25 protein-coding genes are annotated in these 25,344 nt (G+C 70.7%); 16 read left to right on the forward strand and 9 right to left on the reverse strand.

The genetic code is table 11. The features are described 5' to 3' along the window. Positions 1–132: 132 nt before the first annotated feature. Positions 133–264 carry a hypothetical protein gene (locus ACIBKY_RS32740; protein ID WP_397102689.1) on the reverse strand — a complete coding sequence of 44 codons (132 nt, stop codon included), beginning with the start codon at positions 262–264 and terminating at the stop codon, positions 133–135. Positions 265–437: 173 nt separating this feature from the next. On the opposite strand from ACIBKY_RS32740, the gene ACIBKY_RS32745 reads away from it, so the two are divergent. Further along, positions 438–1,265 carry an alpha/beta fold hydrolase gene (locus ACIBKY_RS32745; RefSeq protein WP_397102691.1) on the forward strand — a complete coding sequence of 276 codons (828 nt, stop codon included), beginning with the start codon at positions 438–440 and terminating at the stop codon, positions 1,263–1,265. Between the two features lie 705 nt (positions 1,266–1,970). Here the strand turns inward: ACIBKY_RS32745 and ACIBKY_RS32750 are convergent. After that, complete coding sequence (locus ACIBKY_RS32750; RefSeq protein ID WP_397102693.1) at positions 1,971–3,185, reverse strand: aromatic acid exporter family protein; 1,215 nt, start codon at positions 3,183–3,185, stop codon at positions 1,971–1,973. Positions 3,186–3,253: 68 nt separating this feature from the next. After that, positions 3,254–4,501, reverse strand: a complete 1,248-nt coding sequence (locus tag ACIBKY_RS32755; RefSeq protein WP_397102695.1) for a serine/threonine-protein kinase — start codon at positions 4,499–4,501, stop codon at positions 3,254–3,256. Between the two features lie 353 nt (positions 4,502–4,854). Here ACIBKY_RS32755 and ACIBKY_RS32760 point away from each other — a divergent pair, with 353 nt between their 5' ends. Next, positions 4,855–5,373 (forward strand): EF-hand domain-containing protein, encoded by a 519-nt coding sequence (locus ACIBKY_RS32760; protein ID WP_397102697.1) that lies wholly within the window; start codon positions 4,855–4,857, stop codon positions 5,371–5,373. A 140-nt stretch (positions 5,374–5,513) separates the two neighbouring features. After that, positions 5,514–5,825, forward strand: a complete 312-nt coding sequence (locus ACIBKY_RS32765) for a hypothetical protein (RefSeq protein ID WP_397102699.1) — start codon at positions 5,514–5,516, stop codon at positions 5,823–5,825. A gap of 94 nt (positions 5,826–5,919) precedes the next feature. Here the strand turns inward: ACIBKY_RS32765 and ACIBKY_RS32770 are convergent, their stop codons facing one another. Further along, positions 5,920–7,212: a cytochrome P450 gene (locus tag ACIBKY_RS32770; RefSeq protein WP_397102701.1), complete on the reverse strand. Its 1,293-nt coding sequence runs from the start codon at positions 7,210–7,212 to the stop codon at positions 5,920–5,922. 558 nt (positions 7,213–7,770) lie between these two features. On the opposite strand from ACIBKY_RS32770, the gene ACIBKY_RS32775 reads away from it, so the two are divergent. Next, positions 7,771–8,976 (forward strand): PP2C family protein-serine/threonine phosphatase, encoded by a 1,206-nt coding sequence (locus ACIBKY_RS32775; RefSeq protein ID WP_397102703.1) that lies wholly within the window; start codon positions 7,771–7,773, stop codon positions 8,974–8,976. Positions 8,977–9,248: 272 nt separating this feature from the next. Here ACIBKY_RS32775 and ACIBKY_RS32780 read toward each other — a convergent pair whose 3' ends face one another. From ACIBKY_RS32780 to ACIBKY_RS32790, 3 genes are all read right to left on the reverse strand, one after another. Continuing rightward, complete coding sequence (locus tag ACIBKY_RS32780) at positions 9,249–10,109, reverse strand: SDR family oxidoreductase (RefSeq protein ID WP_397102705.1); 861 nt, start codon at positions 10,107–10,109, stop codon at positions 9,249–9,251. An 80-nt stretch (positions 10,110–10,189) separates the two neighbouring features. Further along, complete coding sequence (locus ACIBKY_RS32785; protein WP_397102707.1) at positions 10,190–12,409, reverse strand: catalase; 2,220 nt, start codon at positions 12,407–12,409, stop codon at positions 10,190–10,192. 31 nt (positions 12,410–12,440) lie between these two features. After that, positions 12,441–12,995, reverse strand: coding sequence for a hemerythrin domain-containing protein (locus ACIBKY_RS32790; RefSeq protein WP_397102709.1), 555 nt, complete (start codon positions 12,993–12,995; stop codon positions 12,441–12,443). A 124-nt stretch (positions 12,996–13,119) separates the two neighbouring features. Between ACIBKY_RS32790 and ACIBKY_RS32795 the strand changes: the two genes are divergently transcribed. Beyond that, a complete protein-coding gene (locus ACIBKY_RS32795; RefSeq protein ID WP_397102711.1) occupies positions 13,120–14,640 on the forward strand; it encodes an FAD-dependent oxidoreductase in 1,521 nt (506 codons plus the stop codon). 14 nt (positions 14,641–14,654) lie between these two features. Here the strand turns inward: ACIBKY_RS32795 and ACIBKY_RS32800 are convergent, their stop codons facing one another. Then, the gene (locus tag ACIBKY_RS32800) at positions 14,655–15,614 is read right to left on the reverse strand and encodes a TIGR03557 family F420-dependent LLM class oxidoreductase (RefSeq protein WP_397102713.1); all 960 of its coding nucleotides are present in this window, start codon (positions 15,612–15,614) and stop codon (positions 14,655–14,657) included. A 203-nt stretch (positions 15,615–15,817) separates the two neighbouring features. On the opposite strand from ACIBKY_RS32800, the gene ACIBKY_RS32805 reads away from it, so the two are divergent. The 11 genes from ACIBKY_RS32805 (at position 15,818) to ACIBKY_RS32855 (ending at position 24,431) form a co-directional block, all read left to right on the forward strand. Further along, entirely contained in the window at positions 15,818–16,315 is a 498-nt protein-coding gene (locus ACIBKY_RS32805) for a (2Fe-2S)-binding protein (protein ID WP_397102958.1), read from the forward strand. Beyond that, on the forward strand, positions 16,312–17,292 hold the full coding sequence (locus ACIBKY_RS32810; protein ID WP_397102715.1) for an FAD binding domain-containing protein: 981 nt from the start codon (positions 16,312–16,314) through the stop codon (positions 17,290–17,292). Before ACIBKY_RS32805 ends, ACIBKY_RS32810 begins: the two co-directional genes overlap by 4 nt. Beyond that, positions 17,289–19,364 (forward strand): xanthine dehydrogenase family protein molybdopterin-binding subunit, encoded by a 2,076-nt coding sequence (locus tag ACIBKY_RS32815; protein WP_397102717.1) that lies wholly within the window; start codon positions 17,289–17,291, stop codon positions 19,362–19,364. Before ACIBKY_RS32810 ends, ACIBKY_RS32815 begins: the two co-directional genes overlap by 4 nt. A gap of 400 nt (positions 19,365–19,764) precedes the next feature. Continuing rightward, on the forward strand, positions 19,765–20,040 hold the full coding sequence (locus tag ACIBKY_RS32820; RefSeq protein WP_397102719.1) for a GlsB/YeaQ/YmgE family stress response membrane protein: 276 nt from the start codon (positions 19,765–19,767) through the stop codon (positions 20,038–20,040). Positions 20,041–20,060: 20 nt separating this feature from the next. Continuing rightward, entirely contained in the window at positions 20,061–20,318 is a 258-nt protein-coding gene (locus ACIBKY_RS32825) for a hypothetical protein (protein ID WP_397102721.1), read from the forward strand. 207 nt (positions 20,319–20,525) lie between these two features. Beyond that, the gene (locus ACIBKY_RS32830; RefSeq protein WP_397102723.1) at positions 20,526–20,753 is read left to right on the forward strand and encodes a DUF2188 domain-containing protein; all 228 of its coding nucleotides are present in this window, start codon (positions 20,526–20,528) and stop codon (positions 20,751–20,753) included. Between the two features lie 150 nt (positions 20,754–20,903). Next, positions 20,904–21,326: a hypothetical protein gene (locus ACIBKY_RS32835; protein ID WP_397102725.1), complete on the forward strand. Its 423-nt coding sequence runs from the start codon at positions 20,904–20,906 to the stop codon at positions 21,324–21,326. 13 nt (positions 21,327–21,339) lie between these two features. Further along, on the forward strand, positions 21,340–22,560 hold the full coding sequence (locus ACIBKY_RS32840) for a glutamate--cysteine ligase (protein ID WP_397102727.1): 1,221 nt from the start codon (positions 21,340–21,342) through the stop codon (positions 22,558–22,560). Continuing rightward, complete coding sequence (locus tag ACIBKY_RS32845) at positions 22,557–23,528, forward strand: iron-containing redox enzyme family protein (protein WP_397102729.1); 972 nt, start codon at positions 22,557–22,559, stop codon at positions 23,526–23,528. Before ACIBKY_RS32840 ends, ACIBKY_RS32845 begins: the two co-directional genes overlap by 4 nt. A gap of 11 nt (positions 23,529–23,539) precedes the next feature. Continuing rightward, on the forward strand, positions 23,540–24,220 hold the full coding sequence (locus ACIBKY_RS32850; protein WP_397102731.1) for a HemK2/MTQ2 family protein methyltransferase: 681 nt from the start codon (positions 23,540–23,542) through the stop codon (positions 24,218–24,220). Positions 24,221–24,236: 16 nt separating this feature from the next. Next, a complete protein-coding gene (locus ACIBKY_RS32855) occupies positions 24,237–24,431 on the forward strand; it encodes a CDGSH iron-sulfur domain-containing protein (RefSeq protein WP_397102733.1) in 195 nt (64 codons plus the stop codon). Positions 24,432–24,468: 37 nt separating this feature from the next. Here ACIBKY_RS32855 and ACIBKY_RS32860 read toward each other — a convergent pair whose 3' ends face one another. After that, the gene (locus ACIBKY_RS32860) at positions 24,469–25,332 is read right to left on the reverse strand and encodes a MerR family transcriptional regulator (RefSeq protein ID WP_397102735.1); all 864 of its coding nucleotides are present in this window, start codon (positions 25,330–25,332) and stop codon (positions 24,469–24,471) included. Between the last annotated feature and the right edge of the window lie 12 nt (positions 25,333–25,344).

Consider the following 25,344-nt stretch of genomic DNA (forward strand, 5'->3'; position numbering starts at 1 on the left):
GCAGGGGTGGGCGGCGAGCACGGCGCGGTGGGCGCGGTAGCCCGGCGGCAACGCCTCCAGCAGCCAGCCGATCGCCTTCCGGGTCAGCCGTCGGTGCCAGGCGCGGGCACATCCGATGGCGGCGCACTGCTGTCAGGTGGTGAGCGCCGGCGTGTCTCGATCGCGCGGACGATGGTGATGATGGCGCATCGGATGCGGACCGACCGCATCGTCCTTCTGGACGGGGGCCTGATCGTGGAGGAAGGTAGCCACGACGAACTGCACGCCGGCTTCTGGAACACCTCCATGGCCCCCGCCGCGCGGGAACGAGCCCGCCGGGCCCGTGTTTCCGGCCTGGGGCGCTCCGGTACGGCCGCTACGGCGACGGCTGCCGGTCATCGACCGCGCGGGAACATTTGTCCAAGACTGGCGGTGGGCCGCCTGTGCATAGTCTCCGCATGAGTGCATACGACATTGAACGTTCGCATGGGATGCACGTGGTCCATGACGGCCCGCGGCAGGCGCCGCCGTTGTTGCTCATCCACGGGTCGGGGGCCTCGGGCGGTTTCTGGGGTCCGGCGGTCCCGGCGCTGGCCGCTCACCACCACGTCATCCGGGTCGACCTCCCGGGTTGCGGCCAGTCGCCGCCCGCGCCGTCGTACGACGTGCCCGCGCAGGCGGGTCAGGTGGCGGCGCTGCTGGACGACCTCGGGCTGCGTCACGTCGCCGTGGCCGGGCACTCCAGCGGTGGCTACGTCGCCACCGCGCTGGCCGAGCAGCGTCGCGACCTCGTGGGCTCGCTCGCGTTGATCAGTAGTGGCCCGAGCCCGGATGCGCTCCTGCGGCAGCCGTTCATCCTTCGGGTGCTGCTGGCCCCGCCGCTGGGCCCGCTCATGTGGCCGAGGCGTTCGGACGCGATGATCCGCAAGGGGATCAGCGCGACAGCCGTTCGCCCCGTGGACCTCCCGGACGACGTGGTCGCCGATGTGCGAGGCATCACCTACCGCGTGATGAGAACCGTGCTGCGCCAGAACACCGCCTACATCGCCGAACGGAGCGTGCCCGAGCGGCTCGCCGCCCTCGGGATCCCCGTACAGGTGATCTTCGGTGCCGCCGACCCCCGTTGGGAACCGTCGTCGGCGCACCGATACGACGCGGTCCCGGGCACGCGGGTCGAACTGCTACCCGGCGTCGGGCACCTACCCATGCTGGAAGCGCCCGAGACGATCGGCAAACTGCTGCTGGACTTCACAGCGGCGGGGCCGACGACGACCCGTGACCCCTGATGCCTCGACTGCTCGCAAGACCGGCCAGCAGCCCTCCGGCATCCGGGGCAGGTTCATGAACTCGTTCAAGCGCTCGACGGGTTCCGGAAGAGTGACGTACTCCGCAGGAGCGGCCGTGAGCTCGGGGGCTTCATGGCGCTCCTCGTGCCACAGGTGGTGCGGTGAGATACGCAGGTTGGGTAAGTGCAGGCTTCTCACCGCCGGGGTGAAACCGCCGAAGCCGAACCAGTCGGTCGCCCTGATCGGTTCACGCAGAGAGCTGCGCACGCGTTGCGCCAGAGACGCCATGTTCAAGGGCTCGGAGGCATTGTCGTACTCCGTGGCAACCATCGAGCGGAACGCCTCCAGGACGGCAAGCCACTACCCACCGGCCGCTGGTCGATCAAGGCGCCCATCGCGGTCGCCGTCGGCGGTAACGGCGAGCCCTTCATCCGCACCGGCGCCCAAGCGCTGGCCGCCATCCTGCCGGACGTGACCGTCCTGACACTCGCCGACCACGACCACTCCGCCTTCTGGATGGCCCCGAACCCGTCGCAGACCAGGCCCGCACCTTCCTCCTCGGCTGAAGAACCCCGCAAGCCGATCCAGCCGGCGCACCACGGCCTGGAGGTCCACGCCGTCGCCTTCCGGCACGGAGCGCTCACCCGGGCGTGGCGGCTTGTGGGTCGGGTCGGTGTCCCATGCTTCGGGCCGGCGACCGCTGTTTCAGCTGGCGGCGCGGCTGCCTTGCGCCGGGTGGGCCGGCGGTGTTTCGGTGGCCGCGGCGGGTGTGGTGAGGCGGGTCAGCAGGGCGAGGATGCGCTCGGCGTCGGTGAGCAGGCTGCCGCTGGCGGCCCAGCCCTGCGGGCGCTCCACCTCGCCGGCGCGGATCTCCGTGGTCATCTGCCGATGGATGGCTTCGATCTTCTCGCGAGCGCGCGAGAGCAGCTGGGCGGTTTCGCGGTCGTCGGGCGCGGGCGGGACGACCCGGACCAGTGCGGCCGCCAGCGTGTCCAGCAGTTCGGCGTAGTCGCGGGCGAAGTGCACGCTGATCCAGCCGGTGGCGGTGTCCACGCCCGGCTGCTGCTCGATGTGGGCCAGTGCGCGCACGATGGCGTGCACGTGTACGCCGGCCTGGCTCATCGCGCTCAGCAACGTCGCATGATCCCCCTCGGCAGGGTGGCGTGAGCGGCGCAGGTTGTAGCGGCGGCTTTCGACCCCGTCGGTGATCGCCTCCCGGGTTTGGACAAGGTGGACATCCAGTTCGGCGGCCCGCTTCTCCCACTTCGGTAGACGTGACAGGTCACAACGCTCCTTCAAGCCCGCCGCCATGCTCTCCAGCAGGGCCGCGACCTCCTGGCTCTGCCCGCGCAGCGCCCGGAAAGGACGGCGCAGATACAGCGGCGGCCAGATCAGCGCGTTCACCCCCGCTCCGCATAACGCCCCGGCTGCGGTCGCCATCACGTAGCCGGCCAGATAGCGCTCCTGGGAGGCGGCGCCGAACGACAACATCAGCACGGCCGTGGTGGCCACGTCCGAACCGTGCCGTCCCATCCGATTCCAGCGCGCCGCGATCAACGCGGGTGGCACGACCAGGAGCAGGCTGAGTGCGTTCAGGCCGAGCAGATGGCCGATGCTGCCGGCCAGGAAGACCCCGGCGGCCACCGCGCCGACCCGCCGCAGCCCGTTGGTCACCGTGCGATACACGGTCGCGTGAACCATGATCACCGCGGTGGCCGGAGCGAACCACACCGTCTCCCGCGCCAGCAACCGATCAGCGATCAACCACGCCAGCACCGCGGCCGCGGTCGCCTTGGCGATCTGCCGCAGTTCCAGACGCTGGGAGGAATTCCGCTCGCCCAGCCCGGTCACCTGCTGACGCACATGGCGCAACTCCCGCCGCGCCGCCCCCGCCAGCCGTACCCCCCAACGCTCACTCACACGATCCCCCTGTCACCGCATTCACGAGGCATATGGACCCGCGCCTGGCGCGCTGAGCCACAGTCCGGTCACTTGTGGCCTTTGCCGAACGAGCGGAGCTTGCGCCCGCTTTTGACCTTGCCGCTTTTGCCGGTGGTCTTCTTTGCCTGTCCCGGAGGCATGGACTCCGCTGCAGCCGGGGCGGACCCTTCGGTCTGGCGCCAGGTGGCTGGAGTGCCCCGTCTGGTGGACGCGGGCCTCAGCTCCAGGACCGCGCCGGGCGAGGCGGACACCGTCGTGGCAGGCGTTTCGGCGAAGGGACGTTCGGTGGCGGGAGCGTCCTTCGGCGCGCCTGGCCAATAGACGACCGCCAGCATCCCGGCGATCAGGGCGGTCACCGCCGCCGCCGCGGGCCGGCCGTACGGGATCCGAGACCCGCGAACGGCCGGATGGGCCCGCGACGGGGTGGGCTTGGGCGCGGGTGGCGCCGCGATGGCGGGCGAGGCGGTGATGTGCCGCAGGAGCCGGCGGGCGTCATCGACGGCGGTACGGCGGGCCGGGTCCTTGGCCAGCAAGCCGGTCAGGAGGGGCGCCAGCGGACCGGCGCGTACGAAGGGGGCCGGATCCGCGGTGAGGACGGCGCTGATGGTCGCCAGGGCACTGCCCTGTTCGAACGGGCAGCGGCCCTCGACCGCGGTGAACAAGGTGACGCCCAGCGACCACAGGTCGCTACCGGCGGTCGGGGCGGCGCCGCGGGCGCGTTCCGGGGAGATGTAGGCGGGGGTGCCGACCACGATGTCGGCCTGGGTGAGGCCGCCGTGGGCCGGCTGCTCCAGGGTGGTGGCCAGGCCGAAGTCGGTCAGCACCGCGTGCCGGCCGGTGTCGGCCAGGAGGATGTTGGCCGGTTTGACGTCGCGATGCACGATGCCCGCGGCGTGTGCCGCCTGTAACGCCTCCAGCACCTGGAGGCCGATCCTGGCGACGTCGGCGGGCGGCAGCGGCCCTCGTTCGGCCAGCACGTCGGCCAGCGTGGGGGCGGGAACCAGCTGGAGCACGATCCATGGCCGCCCGTCGGCCTCGACCACGTCGTACACGGCGGCGATGTGCGGGTGCGACAACCTGGCCGCCAGCCGGGCCTCGCTCATGGTACGGCTCAGCAGCGCGGCGCGTTCGCTTGGCGGCCGCCGGTCCAGGGTGACTTCCTTGACCGCGACCGGGCGATCGAGCAGTTCGTCGTGGCCGCGCCAGACCCTGCCCATGCCGCCTCGGCCGAGTTCGGCCTGCAGTCGGTAGCGGCCGCCCAGCAACCCGTCCCCAAACCCCTGCGAACTCGGCATAGCGCACGACCTACCCGATCAACGCTCACCCATTCGGCGACGAGCATCCGAGACCGGTCAAGCACGACGCCATACCCTTCCACAGCCGGGTGATCGTCCCAGAGAAGCCGTCCGGAGCCACCCTCCAGCAGCTTCTTTGGAAAGCGCACGCGGACGGCCATCATGGACCCGCCTTCGCTGGGCCGCGGAGATGACGACGTGTGATCGCTCCGCGGTGAGCTCGGGCGAGTGCGTCCTGCTGACCGCATGTCCGCTGCTATGGGTCGGCCCTGTCCCTGGGCGGGGGCGTTGCTTTACCCGACGGCGGGCAGGGCCCGTAGCGCATATCCAAGCAGCTCAAGGGGGACACGCACATGGACAACGACTTCTTCCAGCGCAAAGTGCAGGCACGACTCGCCGGATTCGATCATGACAAGGACGGCGTGATCACGCAGGCCGACGTCGACACGGTGACCGAGCGGGCCATGGACGCCTACGGCCTGGCGGCGACCTCGCCCCAGGCCAAGGCCCTCAAGGCTGCGGCCGGGACGTTCTGGCGGCAAGTGGCCGCGAACGCTGACGGTGACCGCGACGGCAAGATCAACCAGGACGAGTTCTTCCTCGCCGCGGCAGGATTTCAGCAGGCGGTGCAACCCTGGGTGAGGGCGCTGGTCTCGGCGGCCGACACCGACGACGACGGCTGGCTCACCGACCGGGAGTACCGGTCTCTGCTGCGGGCGCTCGGCGCCGACGAAACGACGCTTGACCAAGCCGCCCAGCACACCGCTTCAGATGGCTCCATCGCCGTTGTCAACGTACAGAAGACCGCGCTGGAGCTGTTCGCCGACCACAAGCCCTACGCCCCCGCTACCTGGTCATTCGGGACGTTCTAAACCGACACGGGCCTTAACTGGCCTAGATCACGATAAGACGGCCAACCGCGGGCGCGGGCCATACGCCCGACCCGCGTCCGGCTTGGTCTGCGGCGGCGCTCTGAAGAAAGCCCGCCAGGATCATATGCGGTGGCGGTCCCATGGAGGAGTACATGATGAGCGCTCACGACGAGCGGCCGCCGCCAGACAGTCCTGCCTCATCCGCGCAGGCGCTCGAGCGCCAGGCCGCCACCGAAACCGCGACGGTCATCGCCGGGAGCGTCGCCTCCCTCGGCCGGGACGAGAAGAGAGCGCACCGCGTCCGGCAACGGCTATGGCAGCGCCTGCCAGGCCCTGAGGTCACCTTCGCGATGGGCGCGATGGTTCTTGCCCTGCTCATGGCAACGGCCGCCGGCACGGCCACAGCCGCTCTGACACGGGCGATCCGCGCCCGACGGAAGCGCGCCCGATGAATGTCCAGCGCATAGGCCACAGTGATGGGGCTACCGGCCGACGCCTACCTGCCGGTGCAGCGTCTGGTCGACGACATCGCCCTGCCGTCCACCTTCATCGCCGGCCTCTCGCCGGCCGCACCGTATCGCCGGATGTCGCGGCCTCACCCTTGCGCCGCGCTTCGTCTTGTTCGCGTACGTCGGTGATGACGAAGCCACTGCGGGGCCGGGTCGGAACCCTGCGCAGTGAGATGGTCAGGTCCTGGCGCGGCACCGTGTAGTCCAGCCGCGCCAGCCGTACGGCCAGCGTGCGCAGGACCGCCACGGTGACGGCCTCGCCGGGGCAACGGTGACCGGTGTGCGGATCGCCACCACCCTGGGGCACGAGATCGTCACGTCCGACGGAGGCGCCGGTGAACCTGCCGGGATCGAAGGAGTAGGGGCGCTCCCACAGCTCTCCGTCGTGGTTTTGGCCGTGAAGGTCGAGCAGCACCAGCGTGCCTTCGGGGATCTGCTCGCCCAGCCAGGTCAGGTCCTTGACGGCGAACGCCCCGACGAAGGGGGCGATGGGGTAGAAGCGCCGGACCTCCTGGGCGAAGGCGTCGGCGTAGGCGGGGTCGGCGCGCAGGCGCGCACGATTGTCCGGCCAGCGGTGCAGGGCATGGGCCGCGAAGGCGACGTACCAGGCGACCGCGACCGTGGGCCTGATGATGTTGAGCAGCTCGGTCGCGGCGATGCCCGGATCGAGGATCCGCCCGTCCTCGTCGCGATGGCGCGCGACAAGCTCGGCCACCGATCCCGAGGGCAGCGCGTCCGGCTCGGCGAGCAGGCCCGCCAGCCACTTCTCGCGCCGTGCCCGCGCCAGCCGGGCCTTCCAATGCCGCGGGCCGAGACCGCCGAACCCGTCGACGAGCGCCACCATGTCGGCGGCCAGGGCGTCGGTGGCGTCCACCGGGGTGCCGGCCCAATCGCACACGCCCTCGGTGATGGCCTTGGCCGCCTCGTCGAACACCACGACACGCGAATGCGCGGGCCGGTCGCGCAGCCGGCGGTCCCAGCGCGCGCCAACCTCCTCGGCGAGTGCGGTGACCCGGCCGGGATCGGCGAGCACGGACATGAACAGGTGCTTGCGCGTCCGATGTGCCGCCCCGTCGAGACCGTGCACGGTCCCCTTTCCGGTGAGCGTGGCCTGGACCGGTTCGGGGAGCGCCCCGTGCCGCATCATGTGGCGCTCGTCGTAGAAGAACCGCACCGCCCCGGGTCCGCGCAGCGCGACGGTACGACGTCCGAGGATCCGCGTGCGCACCATCCTGCCGTCCCCGCGTCGCCACAGCCCCGGCAGCCAGGCGTATCCGCCGGCCAGCAGGTTGAGCGTCTGGTCGAGGAAGGATGCGCGTGAAGTCGTCATCTCTGCCGCTTGCCCCCGAGGCGGCGGACAAAACAGATGGTCAAGGCGCTGGCCGACTCCGGTGCTGAACTCGCGCGTCCTGGCCGGGCCGCCGGTATCGGCCGCCAGCGGCAGGGTGTCGGCGTCCGCGCCGGTCCTTGGGGCCGGGCGAGTACGCGCCGACGGATGACGTGCAGGGTGCCAAGGGTGGTGTTCGCCTTCCATGTGGCGACGCGTCGGCACCTTCGAGATGCGGGCGCAGATCATCGCCTCGCACGTCGACGGGCCCGCCAGGTGGTCTTGTCCGGCCGCCGATCGGGCAGGCCGCCGGGTCGGGCCGAGGATGGAGGTGATGCCGGGGCCGGTCACGTTTAGCGGCCCTCATCCGGGTAGCGCAGCATGGCTGAGCAGCGCTTCTACGCGAAGGAGACAACCGTGAAAGCCGTCACCTGGCACGGTGGGCGAGACGGCCGGGTTACCGGGTGATCGCCGTGGACGGCGTACCCGAACGGCTACGGACTGACGCTGACCAGGGTCCTTAGGCATCTCGCGCCCTGAGGACCGGGGGAGAGGGGAGGGGTGAGTGCGGTGACGAGCGGGGTGGAGCGGATGCTGGAAGGTCTGCTGGATGCCAGCCACCTGGCGATCCTGGACGATCTTCCCGGGCTGGTGACCCGGCACGCGGCTCAGGCCGGTCTCGCCCATGTGGCGATCTATGTGGCCGACCTGCAGCAGAACGTGCTGCGTCCGCTGGCCGGCGACGGCGAGTTGCGTGTCGACACCACGCTGGCCGGCCGAGCCTTCCAGGAAGTGCGGCCCCTGTCGCAGCGAGGCGAGGACGGAGGGCAGCTGTGGTGGCTCCCCCTTCTGGACGGCACCGAACGGCTCGGCGTGCTCCGGCTGCCCGGCGACGGGAGCGCGCCCCCTCCGGCCGGCCGTCATCTGGCTTCGCTGCTGGCGTTGTTGCTGGTCAGCCAGCGCACCAGCAGCGACACCTACTCGCGGCTGGTGCGCTCGCGGCCGATGAACGTCGCCGCCGAGATGCAGTGGCGGCTGGCTCCGTCGCTGACCTGCGCCACCCCGCGGGTGACCGTCAGCGCGGTGATGGAACCCGCCTACGAGATCGGCGGAGACTGCTTCGACTACGCCTTCCACGGCGACACCCTGCATCTGGCCGTCTTCGACGCCGAAGGCCACGACCAGTCGGCGGCCCTGACCGCCGGCCTGGCCATGGCCTCCTGCCGCAACCATCGCCGCCAGGACATGGACCTGGCCGCCAACAGCGCGGAAGTCGAAAAGGTGTTGATCGGACAGTTCGGGCGCACCACCCGCTATGTCACCGCCGTCATGGCCGACCTCGACCTGCGGACCGGCATGCTCAGCTGGATCAACCGGGGCCATCCGCCGCCGGTGCTCATCCGCGGCGGCCGGTGGAGCACCACCTTGACCTGCCCGCCCGCCCATCCCATGGGCATGAACCTGGGCGGGCCCGTCACCCTGTGCCGCGAGCAGCTCGAACCCGGCGACCGGCTGCTGCTCTACACCGACGGCATCACCGAAGCCGGCGCGCCGAACGGCCGTGAGTTCGGGCTGGCACAGTTCGTGGACTTCATCATCCGTCACCACAGCGGCAACCTGCCCGTGCCGGAAACCCTCCGGCGCCTCATCATGAACATTCTCGACTACCATCACGGCCGGCTCGGCGACGACGCCACGGTCCTGCTGACCGAATGGCGTACCGCCGCCCACGAACGACTGACGCCAGAGCTGGGCAGCGGGCGGTGAGGCTCGGGCTCGTGCGCCATCCCGGCCCGACCGTCACCGTGGCCGGCCCGGCCGCGCTGGCACGACGGCTTCGGCCGTACCTCAGGAGGGTTGAGCTGCCGGCGTAGCTCACCCACAGCAGGTACAGCGCCGCCACGCGGCGGATGCGCCAGAACAGCACGATGGTGGCCACGATCAGCAGGCCGAGCGCCACGAAGATCGGCAAGGTGGCCCAGGTGCGGACCGGCTGGTTGATAACCATACGTTTCTCCCTGCCCGCACGGGGACGACGCTCATCCGGGGAGGGTCTCGCCGCCGATCGGGGCGAGGATCTCGCCGCTGTAGTAGGACGACAGCCGGGCGGCGGCGAAGAACACGTACGAGGGCGCGATCTCGTCGGGCTGGGCCGGACGGCCCATCGGCGCCTGCTCGCCGAAGTCCTCGACCCGCTCCCGCGGGAAGGTGGCGGGGATGAGCGGCGTCCATACCGGGCCGGGCGCCACCGCGTTCACCCGGATGCCGCGTTCCAGGAGGTTCTGCGCCATCGCCTGGGTGAAGGCGTTGACCGCGCCCTTGGTGGCCGAGTAGTCGAGGAGCGTCTTGTTGCCGCGCAGGCCGTTGACCGAGGAGGTGTTGATGATCGCCGCCCCTTCTCCCAGGTACGGCAGCGCCGCCTTGGTCACCCGGTAGTAGCTGTGGATGTTGACCTCGAAGGTGCGCTGCCATTGTTCGTCGGTCAGCTCGTCCAGAGACGACACCGGCGCCTGGTACGCGACGTTGTTCACCAGGATGTCCAGACCGCCGAGCTCGGCAACGGCCTGTTCGACGACGTACCGGCAGTGGGTGGCCTCGCCGAGATCTCCGGCCAGCGGGACGCACCGCCGTCCGGCCTTCTCGACCAGGGATCGGGTGTGGGCGGCGTCCTGGTCCTCCGACAGGTAGGCGATGGCGACGTCGGCGCCCTCCTTGGCGAAGGCGACGGCGACCGCACGGCCGATGCCGGAATCGCCTCCGGTGATGAGCGCCCGCTTGCCCGCGAGCAGGTCCCGCCCGGCGTAGTCGCGCATCTCGTCGCGCGGGTTCGGAGTCATCCGGTCGCTGGCGCCGGGATAGCGCTGTTCCTGGGGCGGCGGCGTGCTGTCGTTGACTGCCATTCCCTTCGGCTCCCCGCAGCGAGCCTGGCCAAACGTCATGACCCGGCTCGACCTGCGATGACGGACAAGCGGCTCACCCGCTACTCGAGCGTGCTGGGGAAGCGCTCCCAGACCCGGTGCCTGGCCAGCAGCCCGGTCACCTTCTCAAGGACGTCGTCCGCCTCGCCGGCGGACACCACACCCGGCGCCGAGGCCGGGATCGCGGCGGCGTCGAACACCTCCCGCGCCCCGCCCCAGCCGCCGATCGGCTTGGCGTGCCGGTACGCCTCGCCGAGTAGCATCACGACCCGCGGATCGAGCTGGCCGCAGTTCACGCCCGCCTTGGCGTCGCGGGCACCCCGGGCGTCGGCGGCGGGCGACGGCGCCCCGGCGACGATGATCGCGTCGAACTCCACCGACCTGGCAGCCGCGAACGTACGCTGCACGGCCACCGGTTCGCCCGGCCCCGGCAGTACGCCGCCGGCCGGCGCGATCACGAGCGGCACCATGCCGCCGTCGAACACCGCCTGCCGTACCGTCCGGACCGCGTCGAGGTCGGGACCGGCCACGATGCCGATGACCCGGCCCGCCGTCGGCCAGCTCTGGCCCACCTGCGACAGCGCCGGGCTGGGCTGCGGGCCCGCTTCCGGCGCACCGTCCGGCACCGGCAGGCCGAGCCCGGCCGCCACCTCCCGGCAGAGCACCGGATCGATCCTGGCCAGCACCATGAGCTGCCGCTCCTTGACCACCTGCTCGTACACCTTGCTCAGCTCGAAGGTGTAGGCGGCGATCACGTGCTCCCGCTCCGCCGGCGACAGGCTCAGCCAGAACAGGCGCGGCTGGGTGAAGTGGTCGTCGAAGGAGGCGGGCGCGAGCCGCCCGCGCGGCCCAGCCTCCACCGGAACGGGCGCCTCGATGTAGCCGCCGGGCGCGTGGAACGGGCAGCCGCCGTCGAGCGAGTTCGGCCGGTACGGCGCCGCCCCGGCGTGCACCGCGCTCTGGTGCATGCCGTCGCGCAGCATGTCGTTGACCGGCGCGTGCGGCCGGTTGATGGGCAACTGATCGAAGTTCGGCCCGCCGAGCCGGGTGATCTGCGTGTCCAGGTAGGAGAACAGCCGCCCCGCCAGCAGCGGGTCGTCCGTCACGTCGATGCCCGGCACCAGATGACCGACGTGGAAGGCGACCTGCTCCGTCTCGGCGAAGTAGTTGACCGGGTTGGCGTTGAGCGTCATCAGCCCGATCGGCTGCACCGGCGCCAGCTCTTCCGGCACGATCTTCGTCGGGTCGAGCAGGTCGATGCCCTCGAACGTCTGCTCCTCGGTGTCCGGGAAGACCTGCACCCCCAGCTCCCACTCGGGCAAAACGCCCGCCTCGATGGCGTCGGCCAGGTCCCGCCGGTGGAAGTCGGGATCGAGGCCGCCCAAGAGCTGCGCCTCCTCCCACACCAGGGAGTGCACGCCCGCCTTCGGCTTCCAGTGGAACTTCACCAGGACCGTGCCGCCGTCCTCGGCGACCAGGCGGAAGGTGTGGACGCCGAAGCCCTCCATCATCCGGTACGAGCGCGGGATGCCGCGATCCGACATGTTCCAGATGGTGTGATGGGTGGCCTCGGTGTGCAGCGAGACGAAGTCCCAGAACGTGTCGTGCGCGCTCTGGGCCTGCGGGATCTCCCGGTCCGGATGTGGCTTGCCCGCGTGGATGACGTCGGGGAACTTGATCCCGTCCTGGATGAAGAACACGGGAATGTTGTTGCCGACCAGGTCGAAGACCCCTTCGGAGGTGTAGAACTTCGTCGCGAAGCCCCGAGTGTCACGGACCGTGTCGGCAGAGCCGCGGGAACCCAGCACGGTGGAGAACCGCACGAAGACCGGGGTCTCGACGTCCTTGGCCAGGAAGGCGGCCCGGGTGAGCGAGGCGGCGGTGCCATACCCGCGGAAGATCCCGTGCGCTGCGGCGCCGCGCGCGTGCACGACCCGCTCGGGGATGCGCTCGTGGTCGAAATGCGTGATCTTCTCGCGCAGGTGGTGATCGCGCAGCAAGGTCGGTCCGCGCGGCCCGGCCTTGAGCGAGTGGTCGGTGTCGGGCAGCCGCGTGCCCGTGGCCGTCGTCAGGAACTCCCCGCCCTGAGCACGGATCTGCGCCGTCCCGCCGGACGGCTGCCCCGTGGACGTGAACGAACCGGGTCCGCGCTGGTCCGGCTTGGGGGGTAGCGGATCGCGCGGCTCCACGGGTTCGGCGAGGCTCGGCGCCTCGGCGCCCGGCCGCCCCGGGATCTTTCCTTCCGCGTCGCGGTCTGCCGCCTTGGTCTTCTTTTTCGGCATGGAAACGTTCCCCCCTGTGGGTGGCGTGCTGTCAGGCGCTGAGCGCGGCGATCAGTTCGTCCTTGGTCATGGAGCTGTAGCCGGTGACGCCCTTCTCCTTCGCCTGGTCCAGCAGTTCCTGTTTGGTACGCCCGACGGGCTTGGGCGGCGTCGCCAGTTCATCGGCCTTGGCCTGGCTGAAGACACGGCCCAGCTTGACGAGCTTGTCGGCGGGGATGGACTTGGCCATGGCCGGGAGGATCTCGTTCTCCTCCTCCTCGACGTGATGGCTGACCGCCTTGATCAGGTCCTCCAGGGCGCTGAGGAACTCCGGCTTGTCGGGGTTGGCGTCCATCAGCTTGGCCAGCAGTTCCTCGGCCTCGTGGTGCTCCTCGACGCCGTGGTGGACCTCACCGCGCTCCGACGGCTTGGCCTTGGCCAGCGCGGTATAGACCTTCGTCTCCTCCGCCCGCGCGTGCGCGACGAACTTGGCGGCCAGCTCGGCCACCAGCGCGGGACGGTTCTCCGGCTGCCGCTTCAGCTTCTCGAAGATCACCTCCACATCGCGGTGGTCCGCCTTGATGAGGTCGATTACGTTCTGTGACATAGTTCCTCCTGATCGTGACGCGGATGGTGCTACCCGGGTATGAGCGACATACGCGGCCGACCGGTCGGGACCTCGGCAGACGTACCCAAGGTCTATCCACCGCCCACCAGGGCAGGGGCCGGGCATGAGCGCACAGTCGTACTGGATGCGGACCGCGCCGGGGCACTCCTACCCCGCCCTGGAGCAGGATCTCCGCGTTGACGTCGTGGTGGTGGGGGCGGGCATCGCGGGACTGAGCGCGGCCTGGGAACTCGTGAAGGCCGGACGCAGCGTCGCCGTGCTGGAGGCCGGGCGGATCGCGGCCGGGGTGAGCGGCCACACCACGGCCAAACTGTCGGCCCAGCACACCATGATCTACGCCGGCCTCGCCTCCTCGGCGGGGACGAAGACGGCGGCCCTCTACGCCGAGTCCCAGCAGCAGGCCATCGACCATCTCGCCGCCACCGCGACCGCCCTGGGCATCGACTGTGACCTGGAGCGGGTGCCCGCGCTCACCTACGCCGAGTCGGCCGGCGACCTCGGCCTGCTGCGCGCCGAAGCCGAGGCCGCCGCCCGGGCCGGACTGCCGGCCTCCTTCGTGACCAACAGCACGCTGCCCTTCCCGATCGCCGGCGCCGTACGGGTGGAGAACCAGGCACAGTTCCACCCCCGCGCCTACCTCCTCGCCCTCACCGAGGCCATGGCCGCGGAAGGCGCGCTCGTCTTCGAGGGCACGCGCGTGGTCGATCTGAAGGAGGGCGAACCCTGCCAGGTCACCACCGAGAGCGGGCAGGTCGTCACGGCGGCCGACGTGATCGTCGCCACGCACTATCCGATCTTCGACCGGGCTGTGCTGTTCGCCCGCCTGCGGCCTCATCGCGAACTGGTCGTCGCCGCGCCGATCCCGGCCGGGAGCGACCCGGGCGCCATGTTCATCACCACTGAGCAGAGCACCCGTTCCGTCCGCACCGCCCCGTACGGCGACGGGCAGCGGCTGCTCATCGTCACCGGCGAGACCTTCACACCGGGGGCGGGCCGGGTGACCGAACGCCTGGACCGGCTCCGCTCCTGGATGACGGAGCGGTTCGCGACCGACACGGTGACGCACTGGTGGGCGGCCCAGGACAACAGCACCACCGACGGACTGCCCTTCGTCGGCCCGCTCCACCTCGGGGCCAGGCACGCCTACGTCGCCACCGGGTTCGGTGGCTGGGGCATGAGCAACGGCGTCATGGCCGGCCTGCTGCTCACCGCTCTGATCACCGGGGGAGAGTCCCCGTGGTCGCAGATCTACGATCCCCGCCGCCTGCATCCGCTGCGTGAAGCAGGTCCGGCGGTGAAGGCGCAGACCGCTGTCGTCCGGCACTTCGTCGGCGATCGGCTGGCCGTACCCCACGGCGGCGAACTGACCGAACTGCCGCGCGGACGCGGAACCGTGATCAGGACCGGCGGCGAACACCGCGCCGTCTATCGCGACGACGACGGTGCTCTCCACGCGGTCTCGGCCATCTGCACTCACCTGCGCTGCGTCGTGGCCTTCAACGAGGCCGAACGCTCGTGGGAGTGCCCCTGTCACGGCTCACGCTTCGACGTCGACGGCGCCGTCCTGCAGGGACCCGCGGTGCACCCATTGCCACCGGTCGAGCTGAACGAATCACCGGATTAGGGCATGGCTCCGTATCACAGTCGTTCCCGGAGCGCGGGCAGCAGGTCCTTGGCCGACCAGTCCAGGAAGGCGTCCTGGTGCTCGGCGCCGATCTGGACCAGTGCGACGTGCGTGAACCCCGCCTCGGTATAGGCGCGCACCGCCTTCACGACCGCCTCGACATCCGGTCCGCACGGCACGTTCGCCGCCACGTCCTCGGGGCGGACGCTGCCGGCGTAGGCGGCGAAGTTCAGCGGGCCGGGCAGTTCGGCCATCACCTTCCAGCCCGCCACCGACCAGCGCCACAGCCGGTGTGCCCGCTCGACGGCGGCATCCCGGTCAGAATCGAAGCAGATCGGCAGCTGGCCGTAGACCGGCTTGCCCTGCCGGGCGAACCCGCCGACCAGCTCCGCGTCCGGATCAACCGCCACCAACGCGTCGCCGTACTCGCCGGCCAGACCCAGCGAGCGCGGCCCCGAGGCCGCGATCGCCAGCGGCACACCCGCCTCGGGCCGGTCATACAGCTTGGCGGAGTCGACGGAGAAGAATTCGCCACGGCGGGTGACATAACCGCCGTCCAGAAGGTCACGGATAATCCGCAGCGCTTCGGCGAACATCGCGTGCCGCGTGTCGGCCGATGGCCAGCCCCGGCCGATCACGTGCTCGTTGAGGTTCTCACCCGCGCCCAGGCCGAGCGTGAAACGGCCCTGGGACAGCTCCGCCATGGTGGCCGCCTTCTGGGCGACGACCGCCGGGTGATAACGCATGATCGGGCAGGTCACGTAGGTCATGAGCGGCAGATTCTGAGTGACCTGCGCGGCCGCGCCCAGGATCGACCAGGCGTACGGCGAGTGCCCCATCTCCTCCAGCCAGGGAAAGTAGTGGTCGGAGATGACCGCGTAGTCGAAGCCGGTCTCCTCGGCCGTGGCGACGTCCTTGACCAGTTGCCTGGCGGACGTCTGCTCACACATCATCGTGTACCCGAACTGAGTCATACGTGGGCACCTACCCGATGCAGCCCCGCCAATCCTGCCTGGTCAAGGCCACCGCGAGACCAGCTTGCCGCCGGACGCGCCGCCAACGCGCGAGCCATGAATGAGTCCGCTGCGTGGAAATCGTCCGGCGAGTCAGGATGCGCGCGCGGACGGGCGGGTAGGAAGCGCCCGTGATTGCTTCAGGACACGACGTTCCGGTCATGATGGACATGCGGCTGTCGGTCAACGGCGATGGCCACCCCGTGGTCGTGGACACTCGCGAGACGTTGCTGGACACGCTCAGGGAACGCCTGGATCTGACCGGCGCGAAGAAGGGCTGCGACCACGGTCAGTGCGGCGCGTGCACCGTGCTGGTGGACGGCCGGCGCGTCAAGTCGTGCCTGACGCTCACGGTGACCCTGGACGACAGAGAGATCACCACGGTCGAGGGGCTGGCCGAAGGGGATACGCCGCATCCGCTTCAGACCGCTTTCATCACCCACGACGCCTTCCAATGCGGCTACTGCACGCCGGGACAGCTGTGCTCCGCCGTCGGCATGCTGGCCGAGGCCGCCGCGGGCTGGCCGAGCGTGGTCACGGGGGACGTGCGCGCCGAGCCCGCCCTCGACGAGGAGGAGATCCGCGAGCGAATGAGCGGGAACCTGTGCCGCTGCGGCGCCTACGTCAACATCGTCGCCGCGATCGGGGAGGTGGCGCGGTGAAACCCTTCGACTACCAGCGGCCGGTCGACGCGCGGTCGGCGGTCGACGCGCTGAGCGGGCGGTCCGAGGCCATGTACCTCGGTGGCGGCACGAACCTGGTGGATCTGATGCGGCTGGGCGTGGCCACACCCGCCGTGCTGGTGGACATCACCCGTGCCACGTCGGACGCCATCGAGGAGAGCTCCGGCGGCGGCCTGCTGATCGGCGCGGCGGCGCGCAACAGCGACCTGGCCGCCCATCCCGTGGTACGCCGTCGCTACCCGATGCTCGCGCAGGCGCTGCTGGCGGGCGCCTCCGGTCAGATCCGCAACATGGCCACCGTCGGCGGCAACCTCCTGCAGCGCACCCGCTGCTCCTACTTCCAGGACATCGCCAAGCCGTGCAACAAGCACCGGCCCGGCTCGGGCTGCCCCGCCCGCGAGGGCGACCACCGCAACCTGGCCATCTTCGGGCACTCCGGCAGCTGCGTGGCGACCCATCCTTCGGACATGGCCGTCGCCCTGGCCGCGCTCGGCGCCAGCGTGCACGTCGAGGGCGTCGCAGGGACGCGTACCCTGCCGATGCCAGGGCTTCACCGGCTGCCGGGCGACGATCCCGAGCGCGACACCGTGCTGGAACCCGGTGACCTGATCACCGCGGTCGAGCTGCCCGCGTTGCCGTACGCCGCCCGCTCGCGCTATCGCAAGGTACGCGACCGGGCGTCGTTCGCGTTCGCCGTGGTGTCGGTCGCGGTGGCGCTCGACCTGACCGACGGGATCGTGCGCGACTGCCGCATCGCGCTGGGCGGCGTCGCCCACGTGCCCTGGCGGGCCACGCTGGCCGAGTCGGCGTTGCGTGGCGTGCCCGCCACCGCCGAGGAGTTCACCAGAGCGGCCGACGCCGAGCTGGCGGGCGCCCGTCCGCTGCCGGACAACGCCTTCAAGGTGCCGCTCGTCCGCAACGTCCTCGTCCGCGTTCTCAGCGAGCTGGCGTCATGACCACCACGGCCAGGAAGTACGTCGGCACGCCCCTCGACAGGGTCGAGGGCATGGAGAAGGTGACGGGCCGCGCCCGCTACGCCTACGAGCACTCTCCCGACGAGCTGACCTACGCGGTGCCCGTGCAGGCGTCCATCGCCCGCGGCGAGGTGCGCGCGATAGACGTGCGGGCGGCGCTCACCATCCCCGGCGTGATCGCGATCATCTGGCACCGCAACGCGCCCAGGGTGGCGCCCGCCGACAACGCCGAGCTGTCGGTGCTGCAGTCCGCACGGGTCGCCTACCGGGGCCAATACGTCGCCGTCGCGGTGGCCGAGACCCTGCAGGCGGCGGGAGAGGCGGCCAGGTCACTGGCGGTCGACTACGCGAGCGAACCGCACGACACCGAGCTGCGCGCCGACCATCCGGGGCTGTACCGGCCCGAGAAGGTCAACGCCGGCTACCCCACCGACAGCGAGCACGGCGACCCCGACGCGGCCATGGAGGCGGCGCCGATCCGGGTCGACGCGATCTACAGCACGCCCGCCGAGCACAACAACCCGATGGAACCGCACGCGACCGTCGCCCGATGGGACGCCGACGGGCTGACCTTGTACGACTCGACCCAGGGGGCCTCGGCGGTACGCGCCACGCTGGCGGCGCTGTTCGCCATGCCGCCGGCGAACGTCAGGGTCATCGCCCCCCACGTCGGAGGCGGGTTCGGGTCCAAGGGCCTGCCCCTTGCCCCGGTCGTGCTCGCAGCTCTGGCCGCCAAGCACGTCAACCGCCCGGTCAAGCTCGCCGTACCCCGTCAGCAGATGTTCGCCGTGACGGGCTACCGCACTCCGACGATCCAGCGCGTACGGCTCGGCGCCGACGCGGACGGCCGGCTGACCGCGATCGTGCACGAGGCGATCGAGCAGTGCTCCACCATCCGCGAGTTCGTCGAGCAGACCACGGTGCCCACCCGGATCATGTACGCCGCGCCCAACCGGAGGACCACCCACAGGGTGGTCAAGCTCGACGTCCCCACCCCGAGCTGGATGCGCGCGCCGGGAGAGGCCCCCGGCATGTTCGCGCTGGAGTCGGCCATGGACGAGCTGGCCATCGCCTGCGGGATCGACCCCGTCGAGCTGCGCGTCCGCAACGAGCCCGACGCCGATCCGGAGAGCGGCGAGCCGTTCAGCTCCAGGAACCTGGTGGCCTGCCTGCGTGAGGGAGCGCGGCGGTTCGGCTGGGCCGACCGCGACCCCACGCCGGGCGCCAGGCTCGTGGGCCAGACCCTGATCGGGACCGGCGTGGCCGCCTCCACCTACCCGGCCTATCGCAGCCCCTCCCAGGCGAGCGCCCGCCTGGAGCCCGATGGCCGCTACACCGTCAGGATCGCCGCCACGGACATCGGCACGGGCGCCCGCACGGTGCTCACCCAGATCGCCGCCGACGCCCTGCGCACCTCACCCGACAGGGTGACGGTGGAGATCGGTGACAGCGCCATGCCCCCCGCCTCCATCGCGGGCGGGTCGATGGGCACCGCCTCCTGGGGCACCGCCGTCGTACGGGCCTGCGAGGCGCTGCGGGAGCAGGTCTCCGGGAGCGGCGGCGGTCTGGAGGCCACCGCCGACACCAAGGAGGAGATCGGCGCGCAGGAGCGCTTCTCCCGCCACGCCTTCGGCGCCCAGTTCGCCGAGGTCGGCGTGGACGTCGACACGGGAGAAACCAGGGTCCTGCGGCTGCTCGGCGTGTTCGCGGCGGGAAGGATCGTCAACCCGAAGACCGCGCGCTCGCAGTTCATCGGCGGCATGACGATGGGCCTGTCGACCGCGTTGTTCGAGGAGAGCCTCATGGACAGGGAGTTCGGCGACTACCTCAACCGCGACCTCGCCCAGTACCACGTGGCGGCGTGCGCGGACGTGCGCGACATCGAGGCGGTCTGGGTCGAGGAGGACGATCCGCACCTCAACCCGATGGGCACCAAGGGCATCGGCGAGATCGGCATCGTCGGCACCGCGGCGGCCATCGCCAACGCGGTGCACCACGCCACCGGCATCCGGATCCGCGACCTGCCCATCCGCCTCGACAAGCTGCTGCGCTGAGCGCCCCATCCCAGGGAATCGGGCTGATCGCGATCGTCGGCGTCCATCGACGATCGCGGTCGGGCGCGGCGTGCGGGTACCAGAGCATCTGCCGGTACCCAGTCTCGTGGCAGGGCACGCCGATCTCGGCGCAGTGCCCGCGGACGACGGACCGGGCGTGGCGGACGCGCGGGCTCCGCAGTGGCTGCCGGGCGCGTACTCGGTGCGGCCAACCCCCCTGATCCAGCGTGCAAGCTTGCCGACGTAGGGCTTCGGTCCTCACTCGGCAGGGGTGAGGACCGAAGCCCTACGTCCATCCCGGCGGAACACTCCTCCCATCGGAACTCCGCGGCAGGTGTGGGGCGGTCGATGTCGGGCAGTCGGTGATCGGCTTCACCTCCCGACTCGCAAGGAGCAGCACATGACCATCACCGGCATCATCACCGCGATCGTGATCGGCGCCATCATCGGAGCGCTCGGCCGCCTGGTCGTCCCGGGCAAGCAGCACATCCCCATCTGGCTGACCATCGTGGTCGGCATCGTCGCCGCCTTCATCGGCACCGCCATCGCAGGCGCGTTCGGCGTCGCCGCGACAGGCGGCATCGACTGGATCGAGCTGCTGCTCCAGATCGCCGTCGCCGCCGTCGGCGTCATCCTCACCGTCAGCCTGTACGGCAGGCGCGGCGTACGCAGGTGACCGCCGAGGGGCGAAGGACGATGACACTGCAGTTCGACAGTGAGTGGATCACCAGCGACAGCTGCAAGCAGGTGGCGAAAGCCGAACCCCGCGGCCGATGGGTTCTGTCCTGGCGGCCGGGTAGCTACAGCCGGGACCAGGCGATCGCCGCGCTGACCCGCGCGGAGAGCGGCGACCTGGCCACCGACCCTGAACAGCCGCTCCCGCGTGCCGATGCCCCTACGTCTGGGTCGATCTCCACCAAGGAGCAGCAGGAGCCGGACGGCGGCCCGCAGTAGCGAGCGACCACGCCCGCGTGCTGCTGGAAATCGCCCGCAATCCCGGGACACGGCTACCACCGAACGCACCGTGCAAACGATCGTCAACGACCCGCACGAAGCCGGCTACCTCACCCGCCGTCGCGTCGGCCGCGGTGGCGGGTGAGGTAGCCCACCCCATCCCCGCGCCCCCTCAGTGACCGCCGTACAAGAAGACAGGAGAAGCAGATGAGTGACCGTCAGGTATTGCCGCACGCGGACGGCTGGCAGGTGCTGGCGCCCGGCGCCACGCAAGCGAGCGAGGTGTTCGCCACGCAGGACGAAGCGATCGAACGTGCCCGCGAGATCGTTCACAACAGCGGCGGCGGTGAGCTGGTCATCCACGGCGCCGACGGCAAGGTCCGCGACAAGCGCACCATCACCCCCGGCTCCGACCCCCACCCCCCGACCGGCTGATCTGCGCCCGACGCAGCCCGCCCACCTGGGCGCAAGACGCCGCCCTGGTGCGCGATTCGGGCACCAGGCACCTCCGTTCCCGGACGGACGCGGAGACTATGCGTCGTTTGTGCGTCGTTACGGAGTCAGTGGTGAGGGCAGCTGGACTTCATGCCACGTACTTCACAGGCGCGCTTCGGTTTCGACTTCGACCCGCGCTATCGACGTCCGCTCTCGCTGCTGGGCATCCGGCCCGGCAACTGCGGGCTGATCGTGACCGAGAGGGTCCTGCGGGTGCGGTTCGGGCCCTGGAAGCTGATCACTGACCTGCGCAACGTACGCGCGGCGCAGGTCACGGGACCGTACACCGCGCTCAAAATCATTGGACCGCACCTTTCGCTCGCCGACCGGGGGCTGAGCTTCGGCACCAACACCCGGCGTGGGCTCTGCGTCACCTTCCATCAGCCGGTACGCGGCGGCGAGCCGACAGGACTCGTGCGTCACCCCGGGCTGACCGTCACCGTCAACGACCCGGAGGCGCTGGCCCAGCAGCTCCGGACCCTCCTGCGGGCATGTCGGACCGTCCGCCTATGAACGAGGTTCGGTCATGATGAGCGCGCGCCTGGGCAGGGGTATGGACAACTGCGCCGCAGCTCAAGGGGGTTTCAAGGCCACCTCTACGGTGCTGATCGGGGGCGGGATGGCGACGACCATGGGGGTGGAGGAGGAGTTCCTGCTCCTGGAGTCGGGCTCGGGTGAGCCTGCGGCGCTGGCGAGCAAGGTTCTCGCGGCGGCCGGGGGGCATCCCTGGCGCCCTAGCGGCGGCGGCCTGCACGGGGAACTGTTCCAGACGCAGGTCGAGGCGGCCACCGGGATCTGCTCGACGCTCCGCGAGCTGCGGACCCAGGTGCACCGGGCCCGTATGGTGCTGGACGCCGCCGCCCGGGACGAGCAGTTGGAGCTGGTCTCGGTGGGTACTCCGGTGCTGGCCGGTACCGCGCCCGTGCTGTCGGAGGGCGAGCGCTTCGCCCGGATCGGGCAGATGTATGCCGGGGTGATCGCCGACTATCAGAGTGCCGGCTGCCATGTGCACGTCGGCGTCCCTGATCGTGAGAGGGCCGTGGCGGTGATGAATCACCTGCGTCCCTGGTTGCCGACGCTGGTGGCGCTGTCGGCCAACTCTCCCTTCGATCGGGGACGTGATTCGGGTTATGCGAGCTGGCGGATCGTCCAGCAGTCCCGTTTTCCCGGTTTCGGGGTGCCGCCGTGGTTCGACTCGGCAGCCGCCTACGACCGGCAGGTGAGCAGGCTCGTCGACTGCGGGGTGCTGGTGGACGAGGCGATGTCGTTCTGGCTGGCCAGGCCGGGCGTCGGGCTGGCGACGGTGGAGGTCCGCGCGGCCGACGCGGCGGCAACGGTCGACGAGACGATGCTGCAAGCGGCCCTGACCAGGGCCTTGGTCAGCACGGCGGAAGCCGCTCTGGCCGCCGGTCGCGAAGCGCCGAGAGCGAGCGAGCAGGTATGCGCGGCGGCGGTCTGGAACGCGGCCCGGCATGGACTCGACGGGCCGGGAGTCGACGTCCTCACCGAGCGCGCCGTTCCCGCCGTACAGCTGCTCGGCCGGCTGCTCGCCCACGTGCGTGACGCCCTCGCCGACAGCGGCGACCTGGCCGAGGTCGAGGAGCTGGTGGCCTGGGTACGGCGAGCGGGAACGGGCGCCGCACGCCAGCGCCATGCCGCCGAAGGCGGAACACGGGCGGTGCTGGAGCTGCTGCGCGAGCAGACCGTCCGGGGACATCCCGATCGGGCAGACAGGACGAGCGCATGAACGAGCCGAAGCTGCCGCCTGCCCGTGGACCTCTGTCGGCAGGGGTGATCTCGACGCTGACGCTCGGCAAGCCGCCCCCGCGGGTGCAGGAAGCCGATCCGCTCGGTGAGGACCTGCAACTGGCTCTGTATCTGTGCTACGAGCTGCACTATCGCGGCTTCAGCGGCGTTGGCGGCGCGCTGGAGTGGGATCCCGATCTGCTGCGCACCCGTGGCGAGCTGGAGCGGATGTTCCTGGTCGCGCTGCGGGACGGGGTCGCCGGTGGAGATGACGTGCCGGGCGTGCTGGAGGAACTGCTGGTCGAGCCGGTCGACGCCAAGGGGATCTCCCACCACCTGCGTGACGATGGGCAGATGTGGCACCTGCGCGAGTACGTGGCGCACCGGTCGATCTACCACCTCAAGGAGGCCGACCCGCACGCGTGGGTCATTCCCCGGTTGCAGGGCAGGGCCAAGGCCGCGCTGGTGGCGGTGGAGTTCGACGAGTTCGGCGGCGGACGGGCCGAGCGTGTGCACGCCCAGCTGTTCGCCGACCTGATGGACGAGCTCGGGCTCGACTCCGCCTATGGGGCCTATCTGCGGGTGGCGCCCGCCGAGATGCTCGCGATCGTGAACATGATGTCGCTGTTCGGCCTGCATCGCACACTGCGCGGAGCGCTGGTCGGACACTTCGCCGCCGCCGAGATCACCACCGCGCCCAGCGCGAGGCGTATGGCTCAGGCTCTGGTACGCCTCGGCGTCGACCCGCTGTTCTACACCGAGCACATCGAGGCCGACGCCGTACACGAGCAGGTGCTGCGCCGCGACGTCATCGGCGACCTGCTCCAGCGGGAGCCCGGCCTGGCGGCCGACGTCGTGTTCGGCGTGCAGGCCACTGACTGGCTGGAAGGACGCTTCGGCGAGCTCGTCCTGGACCGCTGGCGCTCAGGCATCACCTCGCTGCTGACTCCGATGTCCGAGAGGCGATAGGGGGCTGGGAGATGTTTCTGCTGAGACCGCCGGGGGTGTACCGGCCACAGGGTGACACCGCGCTGCTGGCGGCGGCGTTCGCGCTTGTCGAGCTTCAGCCGGGGGCCCGGGTGCTCGACGTGGGCACGGGGACAGGCGCGATGGCAGTGCTCGCCGCGCGCCGGGCCGGCGTGCGGGTGACAGCCGTGGACCGGTCGCTGCGCGCGGTGGTGGCGGCCAGGTTCAACACGCTGATCAGAGGGCTGGCCGTACGGGTGGTCCACGGTGACCTGTTCACGCCGCTGGACGGGCAGGTATTTGACCTCATCGTGAGCAACCCGCCGTACGTGGCAGGCCGGTCCGCGCCGCCGCCCGCCCACGGCCGGGCGCGGGCGTGGGACGCGGGGCTGGATGGCCGCGCGATCCTCGACCGGATCTGCTCGCTGGCGCCCGCCCACCTGGCCCGCGGTGGGTCGCTGCTGATGGTGCACTCGGCGCTGAACGGCGTCGACGCCTCGCTGCGCAGGCTGCGCGAGGCGGGGCTCAGGACATCCGTGGTGGCCAGACGGCGCGAGCCGTTCGGGCCGGTCATGCGCGCGCGCAAAGGGATCCTCCAGCTGCAGGGGCTGCTGGAGCCGGAACACGACGACGAGGAACTGGTGGTCATCCGTGCCGACACATTCGACAGCGATACAAGGTGGCAGGCCGCTTGAGGCCCGCAGAGTCACCATGGTGCCCGGCGGGCCCGTGCTGATCGAGGGGCCGGTCGAAGTGGTCCTGGAGGACGGCTCGGTGGCCAGGTCCGACCGGTTCCTGGTGGCGTTGTGCGCCTGTAGGCGCAGCCGCTCCTACCCGTTCTGCGACACCAGCCACCGTCGCCGCGCACGCCTCCAGCACACCGACGAATCTCCCGGCGACATCTAGAACATCTCATCGGACTCCCGCAACCCGCGGGTGAAGGTCAGCGGTTCTGGGCGCCTTCCATGACCAGGCCGACGGCCTGTGACAGATCGTTCACCGCGATGACGTGGCCGGGCAGAGACGTCGCGGCCCAGCCTGGCCCCGCGGCGAGGACCATGACCGATGCGTCGTCGAATATGCGCAAGGCGCTGGGCGACGCGGTGGCCGGCGAGTGCGACCACAGCACCACGACCTTCGGCCGGGCGCGGCCTGCCGCGTCGGCGAGCGCCTGCCCGGGTACATCGGCGCCGAGCGTGAGAGCGGGCACTCCTCGTTCGGCCAGGGCGGCGTTGAGGGCCTCCAGCGGCAACGCGTGGTGTTCCCCGGCCGTACAGGCGAGCATCGCGACCGGCGCTCCCGCAGCGGCGGTGACCACCTGGTGCAGGCCAGTGGCGATCGACCAGGACAGCAGGTGCTCGACGTCGACGCAGTCGCCCTGACCGGAGACCCGCTCCTGTACCTGGTTCAGGGCGGGCACGCACAGGTGCTGCCAGGCGTCGACCACCCCGTGTGTCGTCAGCGCCTGGCAGATCGTGGTGATCGTGGTGTGGCTGTCGAGCCGGTAGGCCGTGCCGACCAACTGCTCGACCAGCGCGCCGCCCAGGCGGACGTCGTTCGGCCGCCGGTCCTTGGCCGCGCGTGCGGCGGCTGCCGGTGGGCTGCCCTGGGCGACGAGTCTCCGCATGATGAGCAAGGCGGCGATGTCGTTTTCGGTGTAGCGGCGGTGCCGGCCGCGCTGGTGATCGCTGGGCCCGATGCCGTAGCGGTTGTTCCAGCTGCGCAGCGTGGAGACGGGCAGGCCCAGACGACGTGCCACCGCGCCGGCGGCAAAGGTCGGCTCGGCCGGATGGACGTGCTGTGTCACCTGCCTATCGTG

Source organism: Nonomuraea sp. NPDC050394, from assembly GCF_044459065.1.
In the GTDB taxonomy this organism is placed as follows: Bacteria; Actinomycetota; Actinomycetes; order Streptosporangiales; family Streptosporangiaceae; genus Nonomuraea.